The sequence below is a fragment of the Pseudomonas sp. NPDC087639 genome (assembly GCF_044743385.1).
Taxonomy (GTDB): domain Bacteria; phylum Pseudomonadota; class Gammaproteobacteria; order Pseudomonadales; family Pseudomonadaceae; genus Aquipseudomonas.
This window is the reverse complement of record NZ_JBIUWI010000020.1, coordinates 1-26411: the sequence shown is the minus strand read 5'-3', so window position 1 is coordinate 26411 and position 26411 is coordinate 1. Positions and strand designations below refer to the sequence as shown.

The 26411-nt window shown below is 59.2% G+C and carries 31 protein-coding genes and 1 pseudogene; 15 read left to right on the top strand and 17 right to left on the bottom strand.

All coding sequences use genetic code 11. From position 1 onward, the window contains the following. Positions 1–25: 25 nt before the first annotated feature. Both ACIOVB_RS11035 and ACIOVB_RS11030 read right to left on the bottom strand, forming a co-directional pair. Positions 26–1114, bottom strand: coding sequence for a polyamine ABC transporter substrate-binding protein (locus tag ACIOVB_RS11035; RefSeq protein WP_401267537.1), 1089 nt, complete (start codon positions 1112–1114; stop codon positions 26–28). A 52-nt stretch (positions 1115–1166) separates the two neighbouring features. After that, complete coding sequence (locus tag ACIOVB_RS11030; protein ID WP_401267534.1) at positions 1167–2468, bottom strand: NAD(P)/FAD-dependent oxidoreductase; 1302 nt, start codon at positions 2466–2468, stop codon at positions 1167–1169. 160 nt (positions 2469–2628) lie between these two features. On the opposite strand from ACIOVB_RS11030, the gene ACIOVB_RS11025 reads away from it, so the two are divergent. Continuing rightward, positions 2629–3519, top strand: coding sequence for a LysR substrate-binding domain-containing protein (locus tag ACIOVB_RS11025; protein WP_401267532.1), 891 nt, complete (start codon positions 2629–2631; stop codon positions 3517–3519). A gap of 28 nt (positions 3520–3547) precedes the next feature. On the opposite strand, the gene ACIOVB_RS11020 is transcribed toward ACIOVB_RS11025, so the two are convergent. Together ACIOVB_RS11020 and ACIOVB_RS11015 are read right to left on the bottom strand one after the other, a co-directional pair. After that, positions 3548–3934 carry a c-type cytochrome gene (locus ACIOVB_RS11020; protein WP_401267529.1) on the bottom strand — a complete coding sequence of 129 codons (387 nt, stop codon included), beginning with the start codon at positions 3932–3934 and terminating at the stop codon, positions 3548–3550. Positions 3935–3986: 52 nt separating this feature from the next. Next, positions 3987–5318: a PLP-dependent aminotransferase family protein gene (locus tag ACIOVB_RS11015; protein WP_401267527.1), complete on the bottom strand. Its 1332-nt coding sequence runs from the start codon at positions 5316–5318 to the stop codon at positions 3987–3989. A 91-nt stretch (positions 5319–5409) separates the two neighbouring features. Here ACIOVB_RS11015 and ACIOVB_RS11010 point away from each other — a divergent pair, with 91 nt between their 5' ends. After that, positions 5410–6303: a DMT family transporter gene (locus tag ACIOVB_RS11010; RefSeq protein WP_401267525.1), complete on the top strand. Its 894-nt coding sequence runs from the start codon at positions 5410–5412 to the stop codon at positions 6301–6303. A 3-nt stretch (positions 6304–6306) separates the two neighbouring features. Here the strand turns inward: ACIOVB_RS11010 and ACIOVB_RS11005 are convergent, their stop codons facing one another. Further along, complete coding sequence (locus ACIOVB_RS11005) at positions 6307–7122, bottom strand: cupin domain-containing protein (RefSeq protein ID WP_401267523.1); 816 nt, start codon at positions 7120–7122, stop codon at positions 6307–6309. Between the two features lie 132 nt (positions 7123–7254). Here ACIOVB_RS11005 and ACIOVB_RS11000 point away from each other — a divergent pair, with 132 nt between their 5' ends. Beyond that, a complete protein-coding gene (locus ACIOVB_RS11000) occupies positions 7255–7767 on the top strand; it encodes a carboxymuconolactone decarboxylase family protein (RefSeq protein WP_401267522.1) in 513 nt (170 codons plus the stop codon). Positions 7768–7907: 140 nt separating this feature from the next. On the opposite strand, the gene ACIOVB_RS10995 is transcribed toward ACIOVB_RS11000, so the two are convergent. After that, positions 7908–9353: a SulP family inorganic anion transporter gene (locus tag ACIOVB_RS10995; protein ID WP_401267519.1), complete on the bottom strand. Its 1446-nt coding sequence runs from the start codon at positions 9351–9353 to the stop codon at positions 7908–7910. 159 nt (positions 9354–9512) lie between these two features. Between ACIOVB_RS10995 and ACIOVB_RS10990 the strand changes: the two genes are divergently transcribed. Both ACIOVB_RS10990 and ACIOVB_RS10985 read left to right on the top strand, forming a co-directional pair. Then, positions 9513–9830 (top strand): hypothetical protein, encoded by a 318-nt coding sequence (locus tag ACIOVB_RS10990; protein WP_401267516.1) that lies wholly within the window; start codon positions 9513–9515, stop codon positions 9828–9830. Positions 9831–9882: 52 nt separating this feature from the next. After that, positions 9883–10428, top strand: coding sequence for a hypothetical protein (locus tag ACIOVB_RS10985; RefSeq protein ID WP_401267514.1), 546 nt, complete (start codon positions 9883–9885; stop codon positions 10426–10428). Positions 10429–10469: 41 nt separating this feature from the next. Here the strand turns inward: ACIOVB_RS10985 and ACIOVB_RS10980 are convergent, their stop codons facing one another. The 4 genes from ACIOVB_RS10980 to ggt form a co-directional block, all read right to left on the bottom strand. Next, the gene (locus ACIOVB_RS10980; RefSeq protein ID WP_401267512.1) at positions 10470–11105 is read right to left on the bottom strand and encodes a hypothetical protein; all 636 of its coding nucleotides are present in this window, start codon (positions 11103–11105) and stop codon (positions 10470–10472) included. A 128-nt stretch (positions 11106–11233) separates the two neighbouring features. After that, positions 11234–11692, bottom strand: a complete 459-nt coding sequence (locus ACIOVB_RS10975; protein ID WP_401267510.1) for a GNAT family N-acetyltransferase — start codon at positions 11690–11692, stop codon at positions 11234–11236. Between the two features lie 291 nt (positions 11693–11983). Continuing rightward, the gene (locus ACIOVB_RS10970; protein WP_401267507.1) at positions 11984–12517 is read right to left on the bottom strand and encodes a cysteine hydrolase family protein; all 534 of its coding nucleotides are present in this window, start codon (positions 12515–12517) and stop codon (positions 11984–11986) included. A gap of 66 nt (positions 12518–12583) precedes the next feature. Further along, complete coding sequence (gene ggt, locus ACIOVB_RS10965; protein WP_401267504.1) at positions 12584–14311, bottom strand: gamma-glutamyltransferase; 1728 nt, start codon at positions 14309–14311, stop codon at positions 12584–12586. Positions 14312–14462: 151 nt separating this feature from the next. Here ggt and ACIOVB_RS10960 point away from each other — a divergent pair, with 151 nt between their 5' ends. After that, on the top strand, positions 14463–14978 hold the full coding sequence (locus tag ACIOVB_RS10960; RefSeq protein ID WP_401267654.1) for a methylated-DNA--[protein]-cysteine S-methyltransferase: 516 nt from the start codon (positions 14463–14465) through the stop codon (positions 14976–14978). A gap of 19 nt (positions 14979–14997) precedes the next feature. Here the strand turns inward: ACIOVB_RS10960 and ACIOVB_RS10955 are convergent, their stop codons facing one another. From ACIOVB_RS10955 to ACIOVB_RS10940, 4 genes and pseudogenes are all read right to left on the bottom strand, one after another. Continuing rightward, positions 14998–15588 carry an NUDIX domain-containing protein gene (locus ACIOVB_RS10955; protein ID WP_401267501.1) on the bottom strand — a complete coding sequence of 197 codons (591 nt, stop codon included), beginning with the start codon at positions 15586–15588 and terminating at the stop codon, positions 14998–15000. Between the two features lie 157 nt (positions 15589–15745). Next, a pseudogene (locus ACIOVB_RS10950) lies at positions 15746–16744 on the bottom strand (chitinase); the annotation flags it as partial. Positions 16745–16788: 44 nt separating this feature from the next. After that, positions 16789–17424, bottom strand: coding sequence for a lytic polysaccharide monooxygenase auxiliary activity family 9 protein (locus ACIOVB_RS10945; protein ID WP_187678447.1), 636 nt, complete (start codon positions 17422–17424; stop codon positions 16789–16791). 222 nt (positions 17425–17646) lie between these two features. Then, positions 17647–18084, bottom strand: a complete 438-nt coding sequence (locus tag ACIOVB_RS10940; protein WP_401267497.1) for a hemerythrin domain-containing protein — start codon at positions 18082–18084, stop codon at positions 17647–17649. A gap of 138 nt (positions 18085–18222) precedes the next feature. Here ACIOVB_RS10940 and ACIOVB_RS10935 point away from each other — a divergent pair, with 138 nt between their 5' ends. Next, positions 18223–18648: an N-acetyltransferase gene (locus ACIOVB_RS10935; RefSeq protein WP_187678449.1), complete on the top strand. Its 426-nt coding sequence runs from the start codon at positions 18223–18225 to the stop codon at positions 18646–18648. Between the two features lie 102 nt (positions 18649–18750). Here the strand turns inward: ACIOVB_RS10935 and ACIOVB_RS10930 are convergent, their stop codons facing one another. Continuing rightward, a complete protein-coding gene (locus tag ACIOVB_RS10930; RefSeq protein ID WP_187678450.1) occupies positions 18751–19101 on the bottom strand; it encodes a hypothetical protein in 351 nt (116 codons plus the stop codon). A 134-nt stretch (positions 19102–19235) separates the two neighbouring features. Between ACIOVB_RS10930 and ACIOVB_RS10925 the strand changes: the two genes are divergently transcribed. From ACIOVB_RS10925 to ACIOVB_RS10890, 8 genes are all read left to right on the top strand, one after another. Beyond that, a complete protein-coding gene (locus ACIOVB_RS10925; RefSeq protein WP_401267494.1) occupies positions 19236–19565 on the top strand; it encodes a DUF6388 family protein in 330 nt (109 codons plus the stop codon). A 25-nt stretch (positions 19566–19590) separates the two neighbouring features. Continuing rightward, the gene (locus ACIOVB_RS10920; protein ID WP_401267492.1) at positions 19591–20295 is read left to right on the top strand and encodes a YoaK family protein; all 705 of its coding nucleotides are present in this window, start codon (positions 19591–19593) and stop codon (positions 20293–20295) included. Between the two features lie 98 nt (positions 20296–20393). Continuing rightward, a complete protein-coding gene (gene tusD, locus ACIOVB_RS10915; RefSeq protein ID WP_401267489.1) occupies positions 20394–20786 on the top strand; it encodes a sulfurtransferase complex subunit TusD in 393 nt (130 codons plus the stop codon). A 1-nt stretch (position 20787) separates the two neighbouring features. Further along, positions 20788–21144, top strand: coding sequence for a sulfurtransferase complex subunit TusC (gene tusC, locus ACIOVB_RS10910; protein WP_187678454.1), 357 nt, complete (start codon positions 20788–20790; stop codon positions 21142–21144). Next, on the top strand, positions 21144–21437 hold the full coding sequence (gene tusB, locus ACIOVB_RS10905) for a sulfurtransferase complex subunit TusB (RefSeq protein WP_401267486.1): 294 nt from the start codon (positions 21144–21146) through the stop codon (positions 21435–21437). The genes tusC and tusB overlap by 1 nt, the downstream gene beginning before the upstream one ends. Further along, positions 21434–21769 (top strand): TusE/DsrC/DsvC family sulfur relay protein, encoded by a 336-nt coding sequence (locus ACIOVB_RS10900; protein WP_401267484.1) that lies wholly within the window; start codon positions 21434–21436, stop codon positions 21767–21769. The genes tusB and ACIOVB_RS10900 overlap by 4 nt, the downstream gene beginning before the upstream one ends. Then, on the top strand, positions 21766–22767 hold the full coding sequence (locus ACIOVB_RS10895) for a glycosyl transferase family protein (RefSeq protein ID WP_401267481.1): 1002 nt from the start codon (positions 21766–21768) through the stop codon (positions 22765–22767). The genes ACIOVB_RS10900 and ACIOVB_RS10895 overlap by 4 nt, the downstream gene beginning before the upstream one ends. A 91-nt stretch (positions 22768–22858) precedes the next feature. Further along, complete coding sequence (locus ACIOVB_RS10890; RefSeq protein WP_401267479.1) at positions 22859–23860, top strand: glutathione S-transferase family protein; 1002 nt, start codon at positions 22859–22861, stop codon at positions 23858–23860. 62 nt (positions 23861–23922) lie between these two features. Here ACIOVB_RS10890 and cysG read toward each other — a convergent pair whose 3' ends face one another. Together cysG and serS are read right to left on the bottom strand one after the other, a co-directional pair. After that, positions 23923–25317: a siroheme synthase CysG gene (gene cysG / locus ACIOVB_RS10885; protein ID WP_401267477.1), complete on the bottom strand. Its 1395-nt coding sequence runs from the start codon at positions 25315–25317 to the stop codon at positions 23923–23925. Further along, positions 25318–26411, bottom strand: a 1094-nt coding sequence (gene serS, locus ACIOVB_RS10880; protein ID WP_401267475.1) for a serine--tRNA ligase, incomplete at its 5' end; no start/stop codon positions are given.

The window sequence follows — 26411 nt, the reverse complement described above, 5'->3', positions numbered from 1 at the left end:
AGAGCCTTCGGCAGCTCAGGGACCGTCAGGTGTTGGTTTTGAGTTTGGTCCACAACCGCGTCGTCAGCCGCGCAATCTTCGCCGGCAGTTCTTCCACGGTGAACAACTTTTCCATCACCGCTTTCGGCGGATAAATCGCCGAATCGCCCTTCACGTCCGGGTTAAGGAACTCACTGGCCGCCGCGTTAGGGTTGGCGTAGTGGATGCTGTTGCTGATGTTGGCGATTACCTTGGGTTCGAGCAGGTAGTTCATGTAGGCGTAGCCGTTCTTCTCATGGGGCGCGCTTTTTGGCATGACCATCATGTCGAACCACAACGTCGTGCCTTCGTCCGGGATCGAGTAAGCGATATCGATGCCGTTCTTCGCTTCTTTGGCACTCGCCGCAGCCTGGACGATATCGCCGTTGAAGCCGATTACCGCGCAGACGTTGCCGTTGGCCAGATCGCTGATGTATTTCGAAGCGTGAAAGTACTGAATGTACGGACGGATTTTCAGTAAGGCCTGCTCAGCCTTTTTGTAATCATCCGGTTCGTGACTATGCGGTGGCAGGCCCAGATAGTTGAGGGTGATCGGCAGCACTTGGGTCGGGTTATCAATGAATGCCACACCACACTGACTGAGTTTTTTGATGTTCTCTTCATCGAACAACATCTTCCACGAGCGGGTGATATCAGTGTTGCCGAAAATCGCCTTGATCTTCTCGACGTTGTAACCAATGCCGGCGGTGCCCCACATGTAGGGATAGCCGTATTGATTGCCGGGGTCGTTGACTTCAAGTTTCTGCATCAACAACGGATCGAGGTTTTTCCAGTTCGGCAGCTGCGCCTTGTCCAGTTTCTGGATCGCTCCGGCCTTGATCAGGCGCGAGAGAAAGTGGTTCGACGGACTGACCACGTCATAACCGGTATTGCCGGTCATCAACTTCGACTCCAGCACTTCGTTACTGTCATGGATGTCGTAAGTGGTCTTGATGCCGGTAGCCTGGGTGAAGTTGGCCAACGTGTCCGGGGCGATGTAGCTATTCCAGTTGGAGATGTTGATGGTTTCTTCGGCATAAACGGATACCGATGTAGCCGCGAGTACGACCGTCAGAGAAAGTGGATGGATGCGCATGTTCTATCACCTGTGTTGAGTGGCTTTTGTTCTTGTGCGATATGCGGAAAATTCAGATTTCAGTTCTGGCCCTGACCGCCTCCACGCGCATGCGAAGCATGGCACCGATATCGAAGAAGGGGCGCGGCGGTAGCCAACCGGGCTCGGCCCGCTGCATCACCGATTGCAGCAATGGCGAATCGACGCCCGAGGCCAGCTCCGCCAACAACCGACCCCACAACGTCCCCCGCGCCACGCCGGAACCATTGCAGCCCGCCACGGCAAACACGCCCTCTTCAACCCGGTCGAAATACGCCTGGCCGCTGCGGCTCGCGCTCAAATGGCCGGTCCAGGTGTACTGAATGTCTTGCTCGCCGAGGAACGGAAAACGCCGTTGCAGTCCGCGAACATGGTGCTGACGGCGTAGCGCGAGTTCGCTGTTGGAAAGATCGCGAGTGCGGTATTCGGCGGTGTTGCGGATCATCACCCGGCGATCCGGAGTCAGCCGCACCGTGGCGCCGAGGGGCCGGGTCGACAACACCCCCCAAGGCTCCACCGCGCCGATGGCCTGAAATTCCTGATCGCTGAGCGGCCGCGTGAGACTGGCGCTGAGTTCCATCGGGAACGTCGCACTGTCGGCAATGCCGACCCGGGGAATGAACGCGTTCAGGCAGACCAGAATCTGTTTGGCTTCGATGCTGCCATCCATCGTATGGGCGCGCAGCCGTCCCTGGCTCAGGCGCTCGATACCGGTGATGTCCGTGTTTTCGTAAACCGTGATGGTGTCCGGCAATGCGTTGAGCAAACCTTTCACATATTTGGCCGGTTGCAGCAATGCGTTGCCGTGGCCGCACCAGATCGCCGCTTCGTAGTGGCGAGTGCCAAGTTTCTGCGCAAGGGCCGCGCCTTGCACAAACTCTGCGCGGGCGCCGAGGGCGCGCAGCGTCGCCAATTTGGCATCGACATGGTCGAGCTTGGCCCGGTCGTTAACGGCGAAGTAGTAGCCGCTGTCGCGAAAATCGCAGTCGATCGCATGACGAGCGATCCGCTGGCGCACTTCTTCGCTGGCCGCACGGGAAATCATTGTGTCGACTTCAAACCCGGCGAAACCCTGAGCGCCGATCAACTCGCTTTGTGCAGGATGTTCATGGGCCACGACAAAACCCGAATTGCGCGCCGAAGCACCTTGAGCTGCCCGCTGCCGATCAACCACCACAATGCGCGCCTGAGGATGCATTTCGGCGAGGGTATGCGCGGCACTGAGGCCGGTGATCCCGGCGCCGATGATCAGCCAGTCGGCTTTTTGCGCACCACTCAGGCGACCGCGCTCCGGCGAGCTGCCAGCCTGCGCGATCCAGCCACATACGTTTTCCATGCACCACCTCATTCGACTGTCGTTCTGCGCCTTGCTTCTGCCTGGCGTTCATGCGTGAATCGCATACGCCGATGGAGAAGTCCGCCGCCAGAGCTAGAATCTATAAGGTCTTTGCCGGACCGACCAACGCTATAAAATCATTGAGCCATTCTGAAAACGCATGGATAAAATTCGCCACGCTCCCTCACTGCAAGCCATGCAGGCGCTCGTAGAAGTCGCCAGTTGCGGCAGCTTCACCACCGCCGCGCAAAAGCTATGCCTGACCCAAAGCGCCGTGAGCCGACAGATCCAGCAACTGGAAAGCCACTTCAATGTCGCTCTGTTCATCCGCACCAGCCGCAGCCTGCGCCTGACCCCGGAAGGCGAACAAGTGCTGGCCAGCGCCCGCAGCATCCTTGATCAATTGAAAACCCTCGAAGAACGCCTCGCCCCCCAGAAGCGCCCATTCCGCATCCGCATGCATGTGTCACTGGCGGTGCGTTGGCTGCTGCCGAAACTCAACGACTTTTATCTGAGCCATCCCGAGGTGTCGCTGGCGATTGAAACCGTCGCCACCGAAGTCGTCGAACCGGGCAATGACAGTGACGCCTACATTCTTTATCTGCCGCAGCCGTCGACCGACCCGGATTGCCTGACGCTGTTCGAAGAAACGCTGGTGCCGGTGTGTTCACCCAACCTGGCAAACGCGCCGCGCTCGGTAGAGGAGTTGCTGCGTTTTGCCTTGCTGCATCGTTCGGCGGATCGCCAGGCATGGATCGAATGGCTGGCCGCGAATGACGGCAAACCGCTGGAGGATTACCGGCACATCCCGTTCAACCTCGATGAGTTGGCGCTGGATGCGGCGGCGCGGGGATTGGGCGTGGCAGTGACGGACATGACGCTGGCGGCGGAGTCGCTCGAGCGCGGGATATTGGTGGTGCCGTTTGGTGAGCCGTTAAGAACTGGCGGGATTTATTCGCTTTGTCCGCAGCCTTCGGCGGCATCGCACCCGCAATGCACACTGGTGATGCGCTGGTTTGCCGAGCAGGCCATGAACCCAATTGCCCTGTAGGCGCTGCCGCAGGGGATCGAGCGGGTTGTTATTGCGGAAACGTCTGCAGATACGCCAGCAGATTTTCGAGTTTCTCCTCATCACTCAGCCCCCAGAAAATCATCCGCGTGCCCGGCACCACGCCTTTTGGATCTTTCAGGTAAGCCTTCAGCGTTTCGTGATCCCACGTCACTCCTGAATTCTTCATCGCATCGGAATACACGTAGTTCGCCGAGGTCCCGGCTGGCCGGCCGATGATGCCGTTGAGTTGCGGGCCGAACCCCGGACGCGCGGACTCGCCGACTTGATGACAGCCGCCACACAAACGCGGAAAGATTTTCGCGCCTGCTTCAGGGTCGCCTGCGGCGTTGGCGGCGGTGCTGAGCAGGCCGGTAGTGAGGATCAGGGCAAGGGAAAGTGAAGCGGTGTTTTTCATCAGGCGATCCAAGCGGTGTCGTGCAATTGAGGCAAGGCTAACACTTTGTGTTTTACAGATAAGCACCAGCGACCTTTCTGACAGTGATCAACGCCTGACGCAATACCTCCATGTCCACCGACCCCAGCGCCAGCCTAATCGCATGCGGTACGTGCGTCGCCACCGAAAACGGTTCGGCGGTGGTGACTGAAATCTGTTGCTGCATCAACTCCACGACAATCTGGTCGGCGCGTACGTCTTCCGGCAGCGGCAGCCACAAAAAGTACGAGGACGGGTGAGTGATGCAGGGCAATCCGTGGAGCAATTCGGCGGCCATTGTCTGACGGGCTCGCGCATCATTACGTTTTTGCTCCTCAAGCTGAGTGACGGTGCCATCATCGAGCCAACCGCAAGCAATCGCCGTCATTATTCCGGGAGTGTTCCAGGTGGTGGCGCGGATGATGCGCTCCAGCGCAGGCACCATGGGCGCAGGCGCCGCGATGAAACCGACGCGCAGACCAGTGGCGATATTCTTGGAAAGTCCCGACACGTAAACCGTGCGCTCCGGTGCCAGGTCGACCAACGTTCGCGGTGGGTTTTCCGCCAGAAAGGCGTAGGCCGCATCCTCGATAATCGTCAGATCATGCCGACGGGCAATCGAGACCAGTTGCTCGCGCTGCTCAAGAGGCATGACCCAGCCCAGCGGATTGTGCAACGTCGGCATGCTGTACACGGCGCGCACCGAGCGGCTGCGGCAGAGTTTGTCCAACGCCGCCAGATCAGGCCCTTGCTCGTTGATCGGGATTGCCACCACTTCCAGATGAAGTGCTTCGGCCAGCACTTTGAACCCGGAATAGGTCAGCGCATCCGCCGCAATCACATCACCCGGTTTGAGCAGCGCCATCAACGCAACCGCCAGCCCTTGCTGGGCGCCGTTGACGATCAGCACTTGCTCGGCCTCGACGCTAACGCCGCGGCTCAGCAAATGACGCGCGACCGAAGCGCGCTCATGCTGGCGGCCGGCGTGGGGTTGATAACGCAGCAGCGATTCCAGGTCCCCGGACAACGCCAATTGCCGCAACGCCGTACGCAACAGATCAGCCTGCCCGGGCAATGACGGGTAGTTGAAATTGAGATCGATCATGCCGACCGCCACGTCCTTCTGATCAATGCCCTGCCCTGGCGACAACGAGGTTTCCCGCACAAACGTGCCGCGCCCGGTTTCGCCGCTGACCAGGCCCATCGCCTCCAGCTCGGCGTACACCCGCGAGGCGGTGACCAGCGCCAGCCCTTCCCTTGCTGCCAGTTCTCGATGAGTCGGCAGTCGCGTACCGGGCGCCAGGCGTCCAGAGCGAATGTCCGCCGCATAGGCATCAACAAGGGTTTTATAGCGGGAGCGCGGCATGTCGGGATGTATCCATGACAATTTTTTGATTGTGCTGATTTTCGGCCGCAGGATGGCGGCAACGCAACCCCACCTTTGAGCGTGACCTCGTATGGAACGGACATCAAACCTGACAAACCCGGCTCTCGAAAAAACCAGCGGCTGGATCAACGGCTTTATCGGCGTGGTGATCTTCAGCGGCTCGCTGCCTGCCACGCGCTTGGCGGTGCTGGAGTTCGACCCGGTGTTTCTCACCGTTGCGCGCGCGGCCATCGCCGGGGTGCTGGCAGTGATTCTGTTAGGGCTGTTTCGTGAACGGCGTCCGGCGCGCGGCCAGTGGCTGTCGTTGTTCATCGTCGCGATGGGTGTGGTGCTGGGTTTTCCATTGCTGACGGCGTTGGCGCTGCAACACGTGACGTCGGCACATTCGATTGTGTTTGTAGGATTGCTGCCACTGGCGACGGCGATTTTTGGCGTGTTGCGTGGCGGTGAACGTCCGCGAGCGGTGTTCTGGTTTTTTTCGGTGCTGGGTAGCGCTTTGGTGGTTGGGTTCGCCTTGTCGCAGGGGCTGACCGCTTCGCCCACTGGTGACTTGCTGATGCTCGCGGCGATTCTGGCCTGCGGCCTCGGTTATGCCGAAGGCGCAAAACTGTCTCGCACTCTTGGTGGCTGGCAGGTGATCTGCTGGGCGCTGGTGTTGTCGCTGCCGCTGATGGCACTGCTCAGCCTGTGGCTGGCGCCCGCCTCGTTCAACCACATCAGCCTGTCGGCATGGCTGTGCCTGGCTTATGTGTCGCTGTTCAGCATGCTGATCGGGTTTGTGTTCTGGTATCGCGGACTGGCGCAGGGCGGGATCGCGGCGGTTGGGCAACTGCAGTTGCTGCAACCGTTTTTCGGCCTGGCACTGGCGGCGACGTTGCTGCATGAACAGGTCAGCGTCGGCATGCTCGCGGTAACGCTGGGGGTAATTCTGTGTGTGGCGGGAGCGAAGAAATTCGCCAAATAAAACTCAGGCTCCTGCCTTCCACTCCCGAGGACTGAGCCCGGTCTTGCGCCGAAATGCCCGGGCCAGCGCCGAAGGGCTTTCGTAACCGACTTCTTCGGCGATCAGCGCAATCGGCTTGCCCTCGCGCAGGCGTTTTTGCGCGAGGCTGACCCGCCAGCTCAGCAGATAATCCGCCGGGGGCTGGCCGACGACGCGACGAAACTGTTCGGCAAACCCGGCACGTGAAAGGTTGGCCGCTGTCGCCAGATCGGCCACGCTCCACGCTTTCGCCGGGTGTTCATGCATCAGATTCAAGGCGCGAGACAGGCGTGGATCGGCCAGCCCGGCCATCATTCCCGGTTGTTGATCACGACGGCTGATGAGATGACGCAACAGCAGAATCACCAGCAATTCGAACAGCCGATCCATCACCGCCACGCGCCCGCAATGACCTTCGAAAGCTTCCTTGAACAGCCATTCCAGGGTGCTGTTCAATTCCGGGATTTCGCTGAGTTTGAGCACCAGATAATCCGGCAGCGCCGCTGCCAGAGCATTGCCCGAACCGCCATCAAACGTCAGCGATGCGCAGACCAGTTTCGTCTTCATGGTCTCATCGGCCACCATGCGATGGGCAAAGGGTCTTGGAAAGAAAATCAGTGCGGGCTCATCAAGTCGGATCTCGCGCTGATTGCCCGGTTTGAGCAGCAACTCGCCAGCTTGCAACAGATGCACATGACCATTCTGCTCGCCCTCATGAACGCTGACGCCGCAAAAGTCGCCGCTGTGAAAAGTGCCGGCATGTACAGCGAAATGGCTGAGCAAGGTGGAAAGGCGATCCATGGGCGACTCCCGAGCGAATATCTGGACGATCTGTCGCATATCCTCGACGATCCGCAGCCAAAGCACCAGACGCGCTGATTAACATCAACTCCATCGCCGGCGCACTTCGCGCCCGTCTTTCGGAGAATCACCATGAGCCGCATCAACGCTATCAGCCTCGAATCCGCCACCGACGCCACCCGCCCAGCGCTGGAAGGCGTGAAGAAGAAAATCGGCTTCCTGCCGAACGTGTTCAGCACACTGGCCAAGGCACCGGTCGCCCTTGAAACCTACCTGCAAGCCTCGACGATACTTGGCAAAACCTCGCTGAACGCTAAGGAGAAAGAAGCGGTTTACCTCGCCACGTCCCAGGTCAACGGTTGCGATTACTGCCTGTCGGCCCACACTTTCTTCGCAAGCAAGGCCGGGCTGTCAGCGCAGGACATCCTCGCGGCACGTCAGGGCGAACTCAACGCCTACGCCGCCCTTGCCCAGCAAATCACCCAAAGCCGCGGCCACTTGAACGACGAGCAGATCGCCGCCGCCCGCGCTGCCGGGATCGATGACACGAAGATCATTGAGGTGATAGCGCTGGTGGCGGTGCAGTCGCTGACCAACTACCTGAACAACGCGGCGCTGACCGATATCGACTTTCCGGCGATTTGAAACCTGGCCACACACAAAACCAATGTGGGAGCTGGCTTGCCAGCGATAGCGGAGGGTCAATCGACATCGATGTCGACTGATCCAACCTCATCGCTGGCAAGCCAGCTCCCACAGGAATTAGGTTGCTACTGCAAAGGCGTTTAATCGTGATCAACGCCCGCGCGTTTTAACAACTTCTTGCAACGTTCCGACAGATGAAACACCTGCAAATGCTTGCCAGCCTTCTCATAGCGTTCACGCAAGGTTTTCAGCGCGGCGATGGCCGAGTAATCGACAAAGCTCAGATGCCGGCAATCCAACGTCACCCGCGCCGGGTCATTGGCCGGGTCGAACCGGTTGAGAAACGGCGTGGTCGAGGCGAAGAACAACGTGCCGTGCAGCCGATAGAGCTTGCTGCCATCGGCTTCCAGATGCTCATCGGCATACAGTTCACGCGCCTGTTGCCAGGCAAAATTCAACGCAGCGATGATGATGCCGCACAGCACAGCGGTGGCCAGATCGGTGAACACGGTGATGGTGGTCACAGCGATGATCACCAGCACATCGTTGAGCGGCACTTTGTTCACCACGCGCAACGAGGCCCAGGCGAAGGTCTGTTGCGACACTACAAACATCACACCCACCAGCGCCGCCAGCGGAATACGCTCGATCAGCGGTGACAGAAACAGGATGAACAGCAGAATCAGCACGCCAGCCACCACGCCGGACAGACGCCCGCGCCCGCCGGAACTCAGGTTGATCACGGTCTGGCCGATCATTGCGCAACCGCCCATGCCGCCGAATGCGCCGCAGACCATGTTTGCCGCGCCGAGCGCCACGCACTCGCGATCAGGGTAGCCACGGGTTTCGGTGATTTCGTCGGTGAGGTTGAGGGTCAGCAGGGTTTCCAGCAGACCGACCAGCGCCATCAGAATCGCGTAAGGCGCGATGATGCCGAGGGTTTCCAACGTCCACGGAATGTCCGGCAAGGCGAAAGTCGGCAAGCCGCCGGCAATGTGCGCCATGTCGCCAAGGGTGCGGGTCGGCAGGCCGAACAGGTAGACCAGCAGACCCACGCCAAGAATCGCCACCAGTGCCGGCGGCACCGCGCGGGTCAGACGCGGCAGGATATAGACGATGGCCATGGTCAGTAGCACCAGCCCGGTCATCAGGTACAGCGGCGTGCCGCTGAGCCAGTCTTCACCGTTCTTGAAATGCTCCAGTTGCGCCAGCGCAATAATAATCGCCAGACCGTTGACGAACCCGAGCATCACCGGGTGCGGCACCATGCGCACCAGTTTGCCCAGACGCAATAACCCGAACGCCATCATGATCAAACCGCCCAGCAACACGGTCGCCAGCAGGTATTGCACACCGTGTTGCACCACCAGCGCGACGATCACCACCGCCATCGAACCCGCCGCACCGGAGACCATCCCAGGCCGGCCACCGAACAGCGCGGTCAGCGTACAAATGATGAAGGCGCCGTACAGGCCCATCAGCGGATTGAGGTGGGCCACCAGCGCAAACGCAATGCATTCGGGCAACAGGGCAAACGAGGTGGTGAGTCCGGCCAGGACATCGGCGCGCAGACGAATCGGTTTCATGGTGTACCTGACTGAGCGGCCGAAGAGTGTGGCCGCAATGTTTTGCGGAAAAAGAGGGCTGCGGATGTTACGGAATTGTCCGGGATCGGGCCAGTGATCGCTGACACCGATCGACTCGCGCATTATGCTGGCGCGCTCCTGCACTCATCGAGTTCGAACATGTCTTCATTGCTGACCGCCCGTGAGGTTTGCCAGCGTTTGCGCGAGGCTGCGCTGGGCGTGCTTGCGTTCAGACTTTGCGAGACACCCTCCGAGGCCGGACTGGTCGCAGTGGATATCGAAGGCTGGCATCTACTGCTGGATTTTGAGGGTGAACGGTTGCATCACTGTGAATACGCCCGCAGCCCCAATGGCCATGAGGGTGCGCTTGAGACGTGGCAGCGTTATGGCACCGATCCGGTGAGTTTGCTGAGCACTTGGGAATTGACGCAGATGGAGAGGTTATTGGCGGGGATAATAAAGACGGTTGATCAATGATGGCACTCTGCCCATAATTCGCCCCCCCTCTATTCCCACGCAAGGAACTGCCGTGAAGAAGTCGCTGTTGTTGATCCCGATGTTGGCGCTGTTGCTGCAAGGCTGTGGCATGACCATGACCCGCTACGAGCCGAGCTTTGAGAACGTCCAGAAGCTAAAGCAAACTCCGCCACTGCATGCGATCAGCAATCCTCAGGTCACCGCCGAATTCGGTGAAGGTTCGCTGGTGGTACGTGCCAACCCTGTCCGTTCGCCGTCCGGCAGTATCCCGGCGCACATTCAGGACGCGATAACCGAAGAATTGCGCAAGGCCGGCCTGCTCGATCCGCAAGCCCAGCGTCAGCTGAAAGTGCTGGTGGTGAAGAATGAACTCACCGCTGGAATGGGCACGGGTACCGGCAAGCTTGCGGCGCGCTTCACCTTGCTCAACGGCAACGATGTCGTGTACGACGCGACCAAGGATGTCAGCAGCCAATGGAGCAGTAGCTTCTTCGGTTTTATTGCGATCCCCAACGCGGTCAACGCTTACAACCCGATGTTGCGCGATCTGCTGAAGGATCTGTACAGCGACCCGCAGTTCATCCAGGCATTGAAGTAACAGACAAAAAAAGAGCCGCAATCGCGGCTCTTTTTTTGGCTTCAGGCCCGTGGAGTAGGGCTTTCGAGTGCCGAGTACTTCAGGTTCTTGTTATCAACCATTTGTTTGAGCAGCGCATTGACCTGACGGGTGAACGTGTCATTCACCGCCTCTTTTGGTGTGTTGGCCATCAGCGGGATAAACCAGATGCCGATCCAGGTACCGACCGCGTCGTGATTGCTTGCGGTGGGCAGGGCCTGCCCTTGTCCATCCACGCTTTCCAGGCTCAGGGTGTACTGATCGGTGCCATAGGCCGGGATCACCCCCATGCTGAAACCACTGATGAACGCCAACACCATGGAGCCGGCGTTCGGCGGATGGTTGTACATCTTCAGGCGCAGGCTGTAATCGCCCGGCTGCTTCTGGAATTCATCCAGGGTGACACGGCCGAACAGGCCGGAATCAGCGAGTATTTTTTGTAGCTGTGGCTTCAGTTGATCGCGCGCTTGCGGTACTTCCACAGCGGAAGCACTTTTCGGCTCGCCCTGATAGAAGTCGAAATCGACATAGACGTTTGGCTTGTTGGCGTAGTTGGCCATCGAAGGCAATGTCACCGGCGCCACTTCGTCTTTGGTGAAACTGGCACAACCGCCCAGCGCGAGCACCAGGCCCAGCGCCAGAATTTTCCCGAATTGCATGATGTCCGTCCCTATATGAACAATGCCAAATGATGGCAATGAGCCTTCATGTCGAAAGCCGGGCGGATTCTAGAGACAGTGACCGTCTGGGGAAAGACCGAATTCGGGAAAATGACAAAAATATTTGCTCAGCCCTGCCGTAAATCGAGGAGATAGGTGTAGTAACCCGTATCCCTCACATACCCCAGTGACTCGTACAAACCTTGTGCGGTGAAGTTATCGGTTGCTGTTTCCAGCACCAGACTTTTCGCGCCTGTCTCCACGGCGAAATCGCGTGCAGTGTTCATCAGCAATCTGCCAACACCATGTCCACGGGCGGCCGGCACAGTGAACAGATCGCTGAGCAGCCAGGTGCGGTGAGCGTCGATGGACGAAAAGGTCGGGTACAACTGGACGAAACCCAACGCCTCGCTGCTCTCATCCTGAGCAAGAAAAATCGCTGATTCGTTGCCGGCCATGCGCTCGGCAATGAACGCTCGCGATTGCTCAAGGTTCGACGGTTGTTCATAGAAACCGCGATAGGCGTCGAACAATTTTGCCACCGCGTCCAGATGCGTGGCATTGGCTCTTAATACATGAATAGTCATTTCAACACCCTGCTTTCACATCGATGCTCGAACCAGCATAGCGCTGCCCGTCGAATATGCCCCGGTGGATCCTCAGCACTTGATGCAGTTCATTTGGTCGGCGACCCGCACCTAGACCTCCAACGGCGGGTAGATGGGAGAGATTAGTGGGGGTTTGTTTGTGACTTGAGGAAATCCTCGGTCTAGCACCCTGTAGGAGTGAGCCTGCTCGCGATGGAGCCCGGTCAGTCGATGATGCCTTGGTTTACAGAACGCTATCGCGAGCAGGCTCACTCCTACAGGGATTTGTGATCAGAACACGATATCGGCGGCAGGTTTTACATCGATCCGCGCCACGGAACCGGTCAGGTGTGCCAGATCCTTGTTGTGTTCGGCAATGATGTCTTCGGCGCTCATGTTGCCGTTGTCGACGGTGGAATGTGCATCTGACACGAGCACCACGTCGTAGCCCAGTTGATGGGCCTGGCGCACGGTAGCGTTGACGCAATAGTCGGTTTGCAGGCCGCAGATCACCAGTTTTTCAAAGTCTTCGCTCGGCAGCAGTTTGCGCAGGTCGGTCTGGTAGAACGAGTCCGGGGTGGTTTTGCGTACGCGCAGATCTTTGGCGGACGTCTCAAGCCCTTCGGCCAGTTGCCAGCCTTCAGCGCCGTGGGCCAGCGGGCTGTCCGTTTCCTCATGCTGAATCAGCACCACCGGAACCCCGGCCTTTCGGGCGCGGGTGCTGAGGTCGTTGATGGTGCCGATCACGCGCTGGATGTCGTGGCACTGGTATTCGCCCGAGCAAAGTGCGCGTTGGACGTCGATGATCAGTAATGCGGTGGTCATGGTGGGCCTTCCTTGATCGATCCTTGAGACAGGGGCGGACGTGCGCCCGCCCCCTTTTTACGCCTCTCAGTAACCCAATGACAACCCGGTGTTGCGCCGTGGATCGTTGGAACCGTAGAAGCGGTTTTTGCCTACCGGCTTACCCTCCAGTGATGGCGCGCCGACCAGAATCGCGGCGATATGGTTGGCGTCCTGCGGGCCGGCAAATTTGTGGCCCCAGCTCTCGAGGAGCTTCTTCGTGTCCGGGCTGGCGGCGAAGTCTTCGAGGTTGGTTTCTTCCGGCATCCACTGCTGGTGAAAACGCGGCGCATCCACCGCTTCCTGCAAGCCCATGCCGTAGTCGATGACGTTGAGCATGGTCAGCAAGGTGGCCGTGATAATCCGGCTGCCACCCGGCGTGCCGACCACCATCACCACTTTGCCGTCCTTGGTGACGATGGTCGGACTCATCGACGACAGCGGCGCCTTGCCCGGCGCGATGGCGTTGGCTTCGCCCTGCACCAGACCGTACATGTTCGGCACGCCAACTTTCGAAGTGAAGTCATCCATTTCGTCGTTGAGAATCACCCCGGTCTTGCTCGCCATCACACCCGCACCGAACCAGTCGTTGAGCGTGTAGGTAACCGAGACCGCGTTGCCCCACTTGTCGACAATCGAATAATGGGTGGTGTTGCTGCCTTCATGGGGCGCAACGCCGGGTTTCAGTTCAGCGGAGACGCCGGCCTTTTGCGGCTGGATGGCGTTACGCAGTTTGGTCGCGTAATTCTTGTCGAGCAGATGCTCGATCGGGTTCTTCACGAAGTCCGGGTCGCCGAGGTAACTGTTGCGATCAACATAGGCGTGGCGCATCGCTTCGATCTGGTAGTGCATGCCCTGGGCCGAATGGAAGCCCAGATCCTTCATCGGATAGCCTTCGAGAATGTTCATGATCTGGCAGATCACCACCCCGCCAGAGCTTGGCGGTGGCGCTGAAACCACATGGTAGCCACGGTAATCGCACTCCACCGGAGCCAGTTCGCGGGTCTTGTATTTGTCGAGGTCGGCCTGGGTGATGATGCCCTTGTTGGCCTGACTGGAGGTGACGATGGCATCGGCCACCCAGCCTTTATAGAAACCGTCGGCGCCCTTTTCGGAAATGGTCCGCAGGGTTTTGCCGAGATCTTTCTGCACCAGTTTTTGCCCGACCTGCATCGGCTCGCCGTTGCTGAGGAAGATCGAACCGGAATCGCGCATGTCCTTCTTGAACACGTCCGTGGCGTACTCCAGCAACTCCACGTCACCCTGCTGCAACTCGAATCCGTCTTCAGCCAGTTTGATCGCCGGGGCGATCATCTCCTTGCGCTGCTTGGTGCCGTACTTGCTAAGCGCCAGCTCCATGCCGGACACAGTGCCCGGCACGCCGACCGCCAAGTGGCCACGGGTACTCAGATCCGGAATGACGTTGCCATCCTTGTCGAGGTACATGTTGGCGGTCGCGGCCAGAGGGGCCTTTTCGCGGAAATCGAGGAAGGTCTTGCGCCCGTCCGCCAGTTGAATGGTCATGAAACCGCCGCCACCCAGGTTGCCCGCTGCGGGATAGACCACCGCCAGCGCATAACCCACCGCGACCGCCGCGTCGACGGCGTTACCACCGCTTTTCAACACATCGACACCGACATGAGTGGCCAGATGTTGCGCGGTGACCACCATGCCGTTTTCTGCGGCAACCGGTGCCACCGAGGCGGCGTGAGCCATAAGGCAGCTGAGTGCCAGTGAGGTCGCTATCAGCGATTTGGCCAAAGGTTCGTACTTCATGAGTCGATCTCTTTTTTGTTTTCAGGGTCTGTGCAAAACAGAGGTGAACGCTTCAAAAGCAACAAGCAGTATGGTCGGGTTTGCGGTTTGCGCCTTCCCGGTCAGGCAGTATGCTGGGCGCTGTTGCCGTGCTGATCCGGAGTTCTTCCCCATGCCCTACACGTTCATCACCCTGCCCTCGCCGGTCGGCGAGTTGAAGCTGGTCGCGAACGATTCACGACTGGCGGCCATCCTCTGGGAAAACGAAAAACCCGACCGGGTGCGCCTTGGGCCGATGAGTGAAGCGCCGGACAATCCGATCCTGCTGAAAACCGCGCGGCAACTTGAAGAATATTTTGCCGGGACGCGAGATCGCTTCGACCTGGAGCTGGATTTTGCCGGCACGGATTTTCAGAAAAAGGTCTGGGCGGCGCTGCTGACTATCCCGTTCGGCGAGACTCGCACGTATAGCCAGATCGCTCTGCAGATCGGCAATCCAAGTGCCGTGCGGGCGGTGGGCGCGGCAAATGGGCGGAACCCGATCTCAATCGTTGCGCCGTGTCATCGGGTAATTGGCGCATCGGGGAAATTGACCGGGTTTGCCGGGGGGCTTGAGGCTAAAGAGCGATTGTTGACGTTGGAAGGTGGTGACTGGTCAGCGGTTGGCAAAACTGGTGAGCTATTTTAAAGATCAGAAGATCGGAGCCTTATCGATCGAACAGGTTATTCATCGCCGCATACTGCAACAGCATGATGGTCTTGGCGTCGCAGATCTCGCCGCGCAGGAAGGCCGCCAAGGCTTCATCGAATGACCACTCCAACACTTCCAGCTCTTCGGTCTCTTCTTCCAGACCGCCGCCTTCGCTGACCTTCGACGCCGAGTCGTACTCGGCAATAAAGAAGTGCAGCTTCTCGGTGACCGAACCGGGGCTCATATAGGCCTCGAAGACTTTCTTCACGTCATGCACGCGATAGCCGGTTTCCTCTTCGGCTTCGTCGCGAATGCGCTGCTCTGGCGCCGCCCCCTCCAACAACCCCGCCGCCACTTCGATCAGCAGACCGTCATGACCATTGACGAACACCGGCAAGCGGAACTGACGGGTCAGCACCACAGAGCGCTTCTCGCGATTGAAAAGCAGAATCGCCGCGCCATTGCCGCGGTCATACACTTCGCGCGTCTGGCGCTGCCACTCGCCGTTATTGCGGTGGTAGTCAAAAGTGATTTTCTTCAAGAGATACCAGTCGTGGGACAACACCTGAGTCTCGATGATATTGACCCGTTCGGCTGTGTTAGCCATGACGCCTCATCCTTTTGTCATCAGAAAGCGTTCATAGTCGATTAATCGAACCGACAAAAAAAGCCCGGCAGCGCTACCGGGCTTTTTTTATTCACAACTAACGGGCGACGTGCAGCACCGTTTCATCCACCTCTTGTGCGCTTGCCTGCACTCCGGTGATCAGCGGCCCATAACGCCGACTGAACTCCCAGTTGTATGGCACACGATCCTTGCTGACGCCGTTGTCCCAGTTCACCGACCATGTCATCAGGCCCTTGATCGGGTGTCCTTTGATCGCCAACCGTTTGAGCACATTGCCTACAACGGTCTTGTCGATCACATAACCGGTAGCAGCCGCGTCGACGTTGGCGGGCAGACCAATGACGAACTTGTCCGCCGCGATCTTCGTGAAACCACGCGTGCCGGTCACCAGACTTTCCGTCAGGTAATAGAGGAAATCCTCTTTCAGCTCATCGTTGTTCTGCGCGATCCACGCGCCGGCACCGTTGTTGGCCTCCGGCACCCAGACCCCGTCGCCACCCTGGTTGTAAAACTGCGGGGCGATGAAGTCGTAGTAGCCTTCCAGCGCCTGCAAGTAACCGACGTACTTGCCGCTGCTGGTGAGGTACGGAAACTCCGGGGCCATGCTGATGATGAAGTGCTTGCCCTGGCCCGCGTAGTGATCCTTGACCAGTTTCAGCGCAGCCGGCAGGACGGTCTTGTTGGCAGCGAAATCAATCGCGCTCTGTTCAAGATCGATGTCCAGGCCGTCGAAGCCGTAGGTTTCCACCAGACGGATGATTTCATTGGCCAGTGGTTGTTCCTGGCCGCTGTGCAACTCGATGTGCGCATCCGCGCCACCCAGGGAAATCAACACCGCCCGCCCCTGACTGTTGAGCACGCCGACCTGACGGCGGAACTCGGCATCGGTCACGTTGAACGGCTTAAAGGTCGGAATCCCGCTGCCCTTCATGAAGGCCACGGCGACCACGTTGTACTCCTTGGGGACCTCCTCCAGCGCGATGTTGGCAAAGCGGCCTTGGCGATATCCGTCGCTCGGTCCCGCCGGCCAGTTGTGCCAGAAGCCCATGAGGATCTTTTTGTCGGCAATGCTCGGCATCAATGACGCCGCATCGCTCGCCGCGTTTTGCATTAAAGAGAAGTCGATATTTGACATGTTCTAATCCTTCAGAACGTGTGGGTTTTGACGACGCTGCGTCGTTATTTGAAGTCGACGTCGAAGGCCTGATAGAACGCGTTGCCGGTGTTGGCGACGATCCACATCAAGACGATAACGTGATGGCCTTGCTTGTTCGCCGGAAGTTTCACCGAGTGATTGACCTTGGCCTTCAGCTCCGCTGAATGGCTGTAGTAAGGCACCTGAGTGTAGAAGTCCTCGAAGAACGGCTGCGCTTCCAGTTGCGCACGGGTGATGCGTTGTTTCGGGTCCCAGCCATCCTTGGTGATCAGCCAGCGATAGCCACGGGTTGTGTGCGGCGCGGTGTATTCCCATTTGACTTCGAGGGTCTGACCCGGGGTGACATTGAGCAGCGGCCAGGTGAACGGACGACCGAGCTTTTGGCTCATCTCCTCATTGGTGAAGTTCACGCAATCACGCGGATCGGTTTTGCCGCCACTGAGAATGTAGCCGTCGGCCGGCGGCGCGACACTGGCAGAGTCGGATTCGTAGGGCGCTGGAAACGGCCCGGCCACCAGCGCCGGGAAATTCTTGCCGCCTTCCATTTCATTGACCTGCCAGGCACCGAGCAATCCTTGCTCGATAGCGACCGCGCCGCGGCTCGCCGGGGAGGTGACACGACCGTGTCGCAGTTGGGTTTGTGCTTGTGGTTGATTCATGTTTTTCACTCCGTTGATTTAAGAACTCTCCTTTCCGAGGAGAGGCCTTCAAGCTAACGGAGGTGATTTTTTTGTCCATCGGCGGTTTTGTCGCAGATCTGTCCGACACAATCAGTAAAACAGCGAAAATACTGGATATAAAAACAGTATATTGTGGCGAATCGCACTCGACGCGTAGCCAAAGGCGTACACGTCGAAGTTACGAAATCCCGCATGGGTGACTCACGGTAACTGCGCCTGAAACTCCTTTTCGTACTGTCCGGCGAGCTGTTCTTTCTGTTTTTCGTCGAGTAACTTGCCGGCCATCTGGAAGAATTTCTGCTCCTCTTCCTTGAGGTGGTGATGAACCTTGTCCGAGAGTTTTTTCGCAGTGGCCAGCCATGCCGGGCTGGACATCTCGGTCTCGTCGAGCTCTTCCATCATTTCGTCCATTTCGTGATGTTCGGAAATGGCATGTCGGCTGAGGTCGACACCGTCGTCGAACTTCATCAGCGGGATATAGAAGTGGCGCTCTTCGGCGGTTTCGTGGGCTTTCAGCTCGGCTTTGAGCTGCTTGTAGGCCTCGACGCGCTCCGGCGTATCGCCACTGGTTTCGATCAGGGTTTTGGCGTAGGTGCGCTGGCGGTCGTGGCTTTCGCGAAGGGCTTCAAAAATGTTCATGGGGTGTCCTCATCAACCGCGTGCTGGAATGACGCTGTAAAGGCTAGACCTCGGCGCTTGCGCGACGGTTCCACCTGGGTTGAAACACAGCCACCAGCCGAGATAGGCTGCGGCTTCATGGCTATCAAGGAAGCGCAAATGAATATGCGGATCGAGTTGTCGCAACACTCCACGGAAGAAGAACGCCAGGCCATTCTGGCACCGCTGCATGCCTACAACGTCGCCAAGGCCGGGATCGCGAAATCGGAACCGCTCACCCTACTGGTGCGCGACGATCACGACCAGATTCTCGGTGGGCTCTATGGTCGGCTGGTGTGCCAGTGGTTGTTCATCGATTTGCTGTCAGTGCCTGAAGAAGGCCGAGGTCAGGGTATTGGATCGAAGCTGATGCGCATGGCCGAAGACCTGGCGCGGGAGAAAGGCTGCATCGGGGCATGGCTCGACACTTTCGACTTCCAGGCGCCGGAGTTCTACAAGAAACTCGGTTATAGCCAGTTTGGGGAGATCGTCGATTACCCGCCGGGGCACAAGCGGCATTTTTTCCAGAAGCGCTTGATTGATTGAATTTGATAGCCCCTTCCCGAGCAGGCTCGCTCCCACATTTGAAATGCATTCCAATGTGGGAGCGAGCTTGCACGCGAAGGGGGCAGTCGCCTCAACACATGATCAGAGGCAGGTCGCCAACGCCGCCAACCGGCGCTTGGCCACGAAATCGTCCTTCTGCGCGTAGTAACTCAACGCCGTGCCCGACGCCTCCGTGCTGACATCGACAAACGATTCTGCCGAACGCGTGTAGACCGTCGAACCGGACTTTTTGCCCGGTTGCAGATAAGCCCCGGCGTCCACTCCGAACACCGCTTCGTCCTGCCAGGCAAATTGCACGCACTGGGCGACGACTTTCTCGGGCTTGTTCGAGGTCAGGGTTTTGTAGGGCGTTTTAGTGCGAGCATCGTCCATCATCGAACCCGCGCAACCGGCCAGCACCGTAGCGGCCAGCGCCACCATCAGAATTCGCATTGCATTCGCTCATTCAGAAAAAAGCGGACTGTATCACCGCAGCAGCCCGAATCGTTCTGCTTTACTGCATTTATAGCGCGACACACGCGAGCCGCTGCGGCAACCTAAGGTCATCAGCCTCACAAGGAAAACACATGGCGCCTACCGAGCAGCGACATGAACACGCCCTGAAACTGTTTCTCGACGCACGCCCCGAACTGCGCGAAACCCTCGACCATCTCAATCCGCTGTTGGCTCAGGCCAAGGGTGAAACCCAGGCACAGTATCGCGAAGAACGCCTGCATGAAGCGTTCGAGGCCGAGGCGGAAAGCCTAGGGTTGTTTGCCTGGGAACTGACCTTGCAACTGACGGCAGCAACGCCTGAGGAATATCAGGCTCAGCGTCTGGACGTTCATCGCGAGGTGGCGGAAATGGCCGGCATGGACTGGCTGGAGTATTGCGAGTTGTATGGAATAAAACCGTAACCGCCGCTCAAGGAAACAATCGACGATGCTGCCTTCCGCCTCGACTCACCGCGCCAGTCCCGGCCATCTGCATTCGAAAAAATGGCGTGGGCGCGTGGGACTGGCGCTGGTGGCCAGCCTTTCGGTGCTGGCGGGGATGACCGACGCCATCGGTTTCATGGCCAGCGGCGACTTCGTCTCGTTCATGAGCGGCAACACCACGAGGCTGGCGGTGGCGATCAGTGACGGCGATCTTGGGCTGACCGTGCGCCTGGTGATTCTCGTCGCAACCTTTATTGTCGGGAATGCCTTGGGCGTTCTCGTCGCGCGTCTCGGCGGACGACGGGCGCTGCCGCTTCTCCTGTGTATCGCCACCCTGCTCTGCGCGGCGGCAGCCTGGCCGTTTGACTCGCAACTGCCGGCACTGCTGGCGGCGATCATTGCGATGGGCATGCTCAATGCGTCGGTCGAGGAAGTGAATGGTCTGCCGGTCGGTCTGACGTATGTCACTGGCGCACTGTCGCGGTTCGGCCGAGGACTGGGCCGCTGGATGCTCGGCGAGCGGCGCAGTGGCTGGCGCGTGCAACTGGTGCCGTGGAGCGGGATGTTCGTCGGCGCCATTCTGGGCGCAGTGCTGGAGCATCATCTGGGACTGAAGGCGATGTTTGTCAGCGGTTTGCTGGCGGCATTGATCGGGCTGCTCTCGCTTAAAATCCCCCGACGCTGGCAGTTGGGTTACATGCCGCGCTGACCGATGTCTGCCTCCCCGTGGGCGGGTACGCAACTTGGGTTTCGCGACCGCCTCGATAAAGCTTTATCATGGCCGCAGTTTTGCTGACCGAGTCCGTCATGAAGTTCGCCATCGCACTGTTTTCCGCCGCCCATGCGCCCTCCTCGCGCCGTGCCCTGCTGTTTGCGCAGGCTGCACTGGCCGGTGGGCATGAGATTGTCCGGCTGTTTTTCTATCAGGATGGCGTCTACAACGCCTCTGACGCGGTGGTTACTCCGCAGGACGAACTGGATCTGCCCAAGCAATGGCGCACCTTCATCAACGAGCAGCAACTGGATGGCGTGGTGTGCATCGCCGCCGCTCTGCGCAGGGGCGTGCTGAATGACGAAGAAGCCAAGCGCTATCAGCGTGACGCCGTCTCCGTCAGCGCGCCGTGGGAGTTGTCCGGCCTCGGCCAGTTACATGACGCGGTGCAAGACGCTGACCGCCTGATCTGTTTCGGAGGCGCGTGACATGGCCAAATCCCTGTTGATCATCAGTCGCCAATCGCCATGGTCCGGCCCCGGTGCCCGCGAAGCGCTGGACATCGTGCTGGCCGGCGGTGCCTTCGATCTGCCGATCGGTCTGCTGTTTCTCGATGACGGCGTGCTGCAACTGGCCGCCGGGCAAAAGGCCAAGGCCCTGCAACAGAAAGACCTGAGCGCCAACCTGCAAGCGCTGCCAATGTTCGGCGTTGAAGAGCTGTTTTATTGCATCGACAGCGCCACCAGCCGTGGCCTGAACACGCTGTCGCTGGACGAAGCGCAACCGCTCGCAGCCGAGCAAATCACCGCCCTTATTGACCGTTACGACCAGGTGATCACCCTCTGATGTCGACTTTGCATGTGTTGTCTCATTCCCCGTTCGGCGACGATCGCCTGACCAGTTGCCTGCGAGTGATCGGCCATGCCGACGCTTTGCTGCTATCCGGCGACGCGGTATATGCCCTGCAACCGGGCACCGCTCCTTTCACCGCACTGCAAACTCGGCGGGTGAAACTGTACGTGCTGGCCGAAGATGCAGAGGCCCGCGCTGTACAGGTTCCAGAATGGGCAGAAACCATCGACTACCCGGCCTTCGTCGAACTGTCGATCAAACACGACAAGGTCAACAGCTGGCTATGAATTGCATGAACGTCGGCGCCCGCGCCATCGAACTGGACAAGGACGGCTTCCTCGTCGACCTCAGCGACTGGTCACACGACGTCGCCAGTGCCCTGGCCGCCGCCGAAGATATCGAGTTGACCCCCGAACACTGGGAGGTGCTCGAACTGCTGCGTAGTTTCTACGATGAGTTCCAACTGTCCCCGGCCACTCGACCGCTGATCAAATACACCGCGCTGAAACTCGGCCCGGACAAAGGCAACAGCCTGCACCTGAACCGACTGTTCAAAGGCACCCCTGCCAAACTCGCCGCGAAACTGGCGGGCCTGCCCAAACCGACGAATTGCTTATGACCGATTTCCCAGCGCTGACCCTCGAAACACCTGCCGAGCACCCGTTCGCTCAATTCGTCCGGATCCTCGGCAAAGGCAAGCGCGGCGCCCGCGATCTGACTCGCGAAGAAGCCCGGCAAGCCATGGGCATGGTGCTGGACGACAAGGTCGAGGACACCCAACTCGGCGCCTTTCTGATGTTGCTGCGGCATAAAGAAGAAAGCGCCGAAGAGATGGCCGGTTTCACCGAAGCCCTGCGCGAACGTTTGGAGGCGCCAGCCTTGAACGTCGATCTGGACTGGCCGACCTATGCCGGCAAGAAGCGCCATCTGCCGTGGTATCTGCTGGCGGCCAAGTGTCTGTCGCAAAACGGTGTGCGCATCTTCATGCACGGCGGCGGCGCACACACCGCCGGGCGCTTGTATACCGAACAGCTGTTGGCCGAGCTGAATATCCCGCTGTGCCGTAACTGGCAGCAGGTCGGCACGGCGCTGGACAACGGTGGCCTGGCATTCATGCCGCTGATCGACTGGGCGCCACAACTGCAAAAGATGATCGACCTGCGCAATACCATGGGCCTGCGCTCGCCGATCCACTCGCTGGCGCGGATTCTCAATCCGCTGGGCGCGCGTTGCGGGTTGCAAAGCATCTTCCACCCCGGCTATCAGGCCGTACACCGCGATGCCAGCGGTTTGCTCGGCGACACGGCGATTGTGGTCAAGGGTGACGGCGGTGAAATCGAGATCAACCCCGATGCCGACAGCCATCTTTACGGCACCAGCGGCGGCGAGAGTTGGGACGAGGAATGGCCGCAGTTGTCGGCACAGCGCCACGTCAAACCGGCCTCGCTGGACGTCGAACACTTGAAAGCCATGTGGCGCGGCGACGTGGTCGACAGCTACCCGCAAATGGCGCTGATTTCGACCATGGCCCTGGCACTGCGCGGTCTCGGCCATAGCCGCGAGCAGGCTTTCGAAACCGCCGAACAATACTGGGCCGCGCGGAATAAATCGATTTAACCGATCATTCGAGCCCGATTTTTGCGCTTTTTGTTCGAACTCATCGGAATAGACTCGACTCCAACGATTATTGGTTTCAGGAGTCTTGAACATGGGTTTGTTAGTCGATGGTCACTGGCAGGACAAGTGGTACGAAAGCAGCAAGGACGGCGCGTTCCAGCGCGAACAGGCGCAACGCCGCAACTGGGTCACCGCTGACGGCCAACCTGGCTCTAGCGGTGAAGGCGGTTTTGCCGCCGAAGCCGGACGCTATCACCTCTACGTTTCGCTCGCCTGTCCGTGGGCGCATCGCACGCTGATCCTGCGCAAACTCAAAGGCCTGGAAAGTCTGATCGACGTTTCCGTGGTCAGTTGGTTGATGCTGGAAAACGGCTGGACCTTCGACAAGGCTCTCGGCTCGAGCGGCGACAAGCTCGATCACTTCGACTTCATGCACCAGCGCTACACCGCCGACACACCCGACTACACCGGCCGCGTCACCGTACCGGTGCTGTGGGACAAAAAGCTCAAGCGCATTGTCAGCAACGAATCGGCGGAGATCATCCGCATGTTCAACAGCGCGTTTGATGATCTGACTGGCAATGATCTGGACTTCTATCCTGCTCCGCTACGCGGTGAGATTGATGCGCTGAACGAGCGAATCTATCCAGCCGTAAACAACGGCGTCTATCGCGCCGGGTTCGCCACGTCACAACAAGCGTATGAGGAAGCGTTCGATGAGGTGTTTGCCGAACTCGATCATCTGGAGCGGGTACTGGGTGCCAACCGTTATCTGAGTGGTGAATACCTGACTGAAGCGGATATTCGCCTTTTCACCACGATTATTCGCTTCGACGCGGTGTATCACGGGCACTTCAAGTGCAACCTGCGGCGCATTGCCGATTATCCGAACTTGTCGAACTGGCTGCGTGAGTTGTATCAGTGGCCGGGGATTGCCGAGACGGTGGATTTCCAGCACATCAAAAATCACTACTACGGCAGCCACAAGACCATCAATCCGACGGGGGTTGTGCCGAAGGGGCCGGAGCAGGATTTCACTGTGGCTCATGATCGGGCGCGGTTGGGTGGGAAAGGAGTTTGGCAGAGGGGTTAACAGCTAAAAGCAAAAGATCGTCCGAAGGCTCGGGCCGCGATCGGACGATCTTTTGATTTAGCTCAGACCTGCGCCTGAGCCCCTTCAAACCACGCCAGTTTCTCGCGCAGTTTCACCACTTCGCCGACGATCACCAGCGTCGGGGCATGCACTTCATGCTCCGCCACCATTCGCGGCAAATCGGCCAGCGTGCCAGTGAAGACCCGCTGATTGACCGTGGTGCCCTGCTGAATCAGTGCCGCCGGGGTATCCGCCGAACGGCCATGCTTGATCAACTGCTCACAGATCACCGGCAAACCCACCAGTCCCATGTAAAACACCAGCGTCTGCGCCGGAGCGACAAGGTCGGTCCATGGCAGATCGGTGGAACCGTCCTTCAAGTGCCCGGTGACAAAGCGCACTGACTGCGCGTAATCACGGTGGGTCAGCGGAATCCCGGCATACGCCGCACAACCGCTGGCTGCCGTAATACCCGGCACCACCTGGAATGGAATTCCGTGGGCTGCCAGCTCTTCGATCTCTTCGCCGCCCCGGCCGAAGATGAACGGATCACCGCCCTTCAACCGCACTACACGCTTGCCGGCCTTGGCCAGATCGACCAGTTGCTGGTTGATCTGATCCTGAGGCACCGCGTGATCGGCGCGACGCTTGCCGACGTAAACCCGCTCGGCATCGCGACGGCACAGGTCAAGAATGGCCGGCGCGACCAAACGGTCGTACAGCACCACATCGGCCTGTTGCATCAGACGCAGCGCACGGAAGGTCAGCAGATCCGGGTCACCCGGCCCTGCTCCCACCAGATACACCTCACCTGTGGTGATGTCGGCTTCGCCATCAATCTTCGCTTGCAGCAGACGCTCAGCCTCGGCGCCCTGCCCGGCCAGTTGTCGATCGGCAATCGGCCCTTGAAAGACGTCTTCCCAAAACCCGCGACGCTGCTGCACATCCGGAAACAGGCTTTTCACCTGATTACGGAAACGCGCGGCCAGCCCAGCCAGTTGGCCATAGGTGGAAGGAATCCAGGTTTCAATCTTGGCGCGAATCAAGCGCGCCAGCACCGGCGCATCGCCGCCGCTGGAGATTGCGACGATCAGAGGCGAGCGATCGACGATCGCCGGGAAGATCACGCTGCACAGGGCAGGTGCGTCGACCACGTTGACCGGCACGCAACGCCGATGAGCATCGGTGGAAACCTGGGCGTTCAGCGTTTCGTCATCGGTGGCGGCAATGATCAGCACGCAACCATCCATATCCGCCTCAACGTAACCGCGCAACAGACACTCGCCACCACTGGCGACAACCAATTCACGCAGTTGCGTTTCGATTTCAGGTGCGACCACCCGCAGCAGCGCACCGGCTTCGGCCAGCAGGCGGGATTTGCGCAAGGCAATTTCCCCACCACCGACGACCAACACACGACTGCCGCGCAGGTTGTGAAACAGCGGCAGATATTTCATTTAGCCGATGACCTCAAGGCCACCCATGTACGGCTTGAGCACGTCCGGCACACGGATCGAACCGTCCGCCTGCTGGTAGTTTTCCAGCACCGCAACCAGGGTACGACCGACCGCCAGGCCGGAACCGTTCAAGGTGTGTACCAACTCAGGCTTGCCGGTTTCCGGGTTGCGGAAACGCGCTTGCATGCGGCGGGCCTGGAAGTCGCCACAGTTGGAGCACGACGAGATTTCACGGTATTTGTCCTGGCTCGGAATCCACACTTCGAGGTCGTAAGTCTTGACCGCACTGAAGCCCATGTCGCCGGTGCACAGTGCCAGGGTGCGGTAAGGCAGGCCAAGCAGTTGCAGAACTTTCTCGGCGTTGGCGGTCAGACCTTCCAGCGCTTCCATCGAGGTCGATGGCTCAACGATCTGGACCATTTCAACCTTGTCGAACTGGTGCTGGCGGATCATGCCGCGAGTATCGCGACCCGACGCGCCGGCTTCACTGCGGAAGCACGGGGTGTGCGCAACGAACTTGATCGGCAGCAGTTTCGAATCGACGATTTCGCCAGCGACGATGTTGGTCAGCGACACTTCAGCGGTCGGGATCAGGTACAGATCGGCTTCGCCTTCGCGAGCGATCTTGAACAGGTCTTCTTCGAACTTCGGCAGTTGACCGGTGCCTTGCAGTGCTGGCGCCTGAACCAGATAAGGCGTGTAAGCCTCTTCGTAACCGTGCTCGTTGACGTGCAGGTTGATCATGAACTGCGCCAGGGCGCGGTGCAGACGGGCGATCGGGCCACGCAGCAGGGCAAAACGTGCGCCGGACAGCTTGGCGGCGGTTTCAAAATCCAGCCAGCCGAACTTCTCGCCCAGTGCAACGTGATCCTGTACCGGGAAATCGAAAGCAGTCGGCGTGCCCCAGCGGCGTACTTCGACGTTGTCATCTTCGTCCTTGCCGACCGGAACGGACTCGTGCGGCAGGTTCGGGATGCCGAGCAGGATCGAGTCCAGTTCGGTCTGGATCGCGTCCAGCTCGACTTTGCCGGCGCTCAATTCGCCCGCCATGCGCTCGACGTCCGCCATCAGCGGCGCGATGTCTTCGCCGCGCT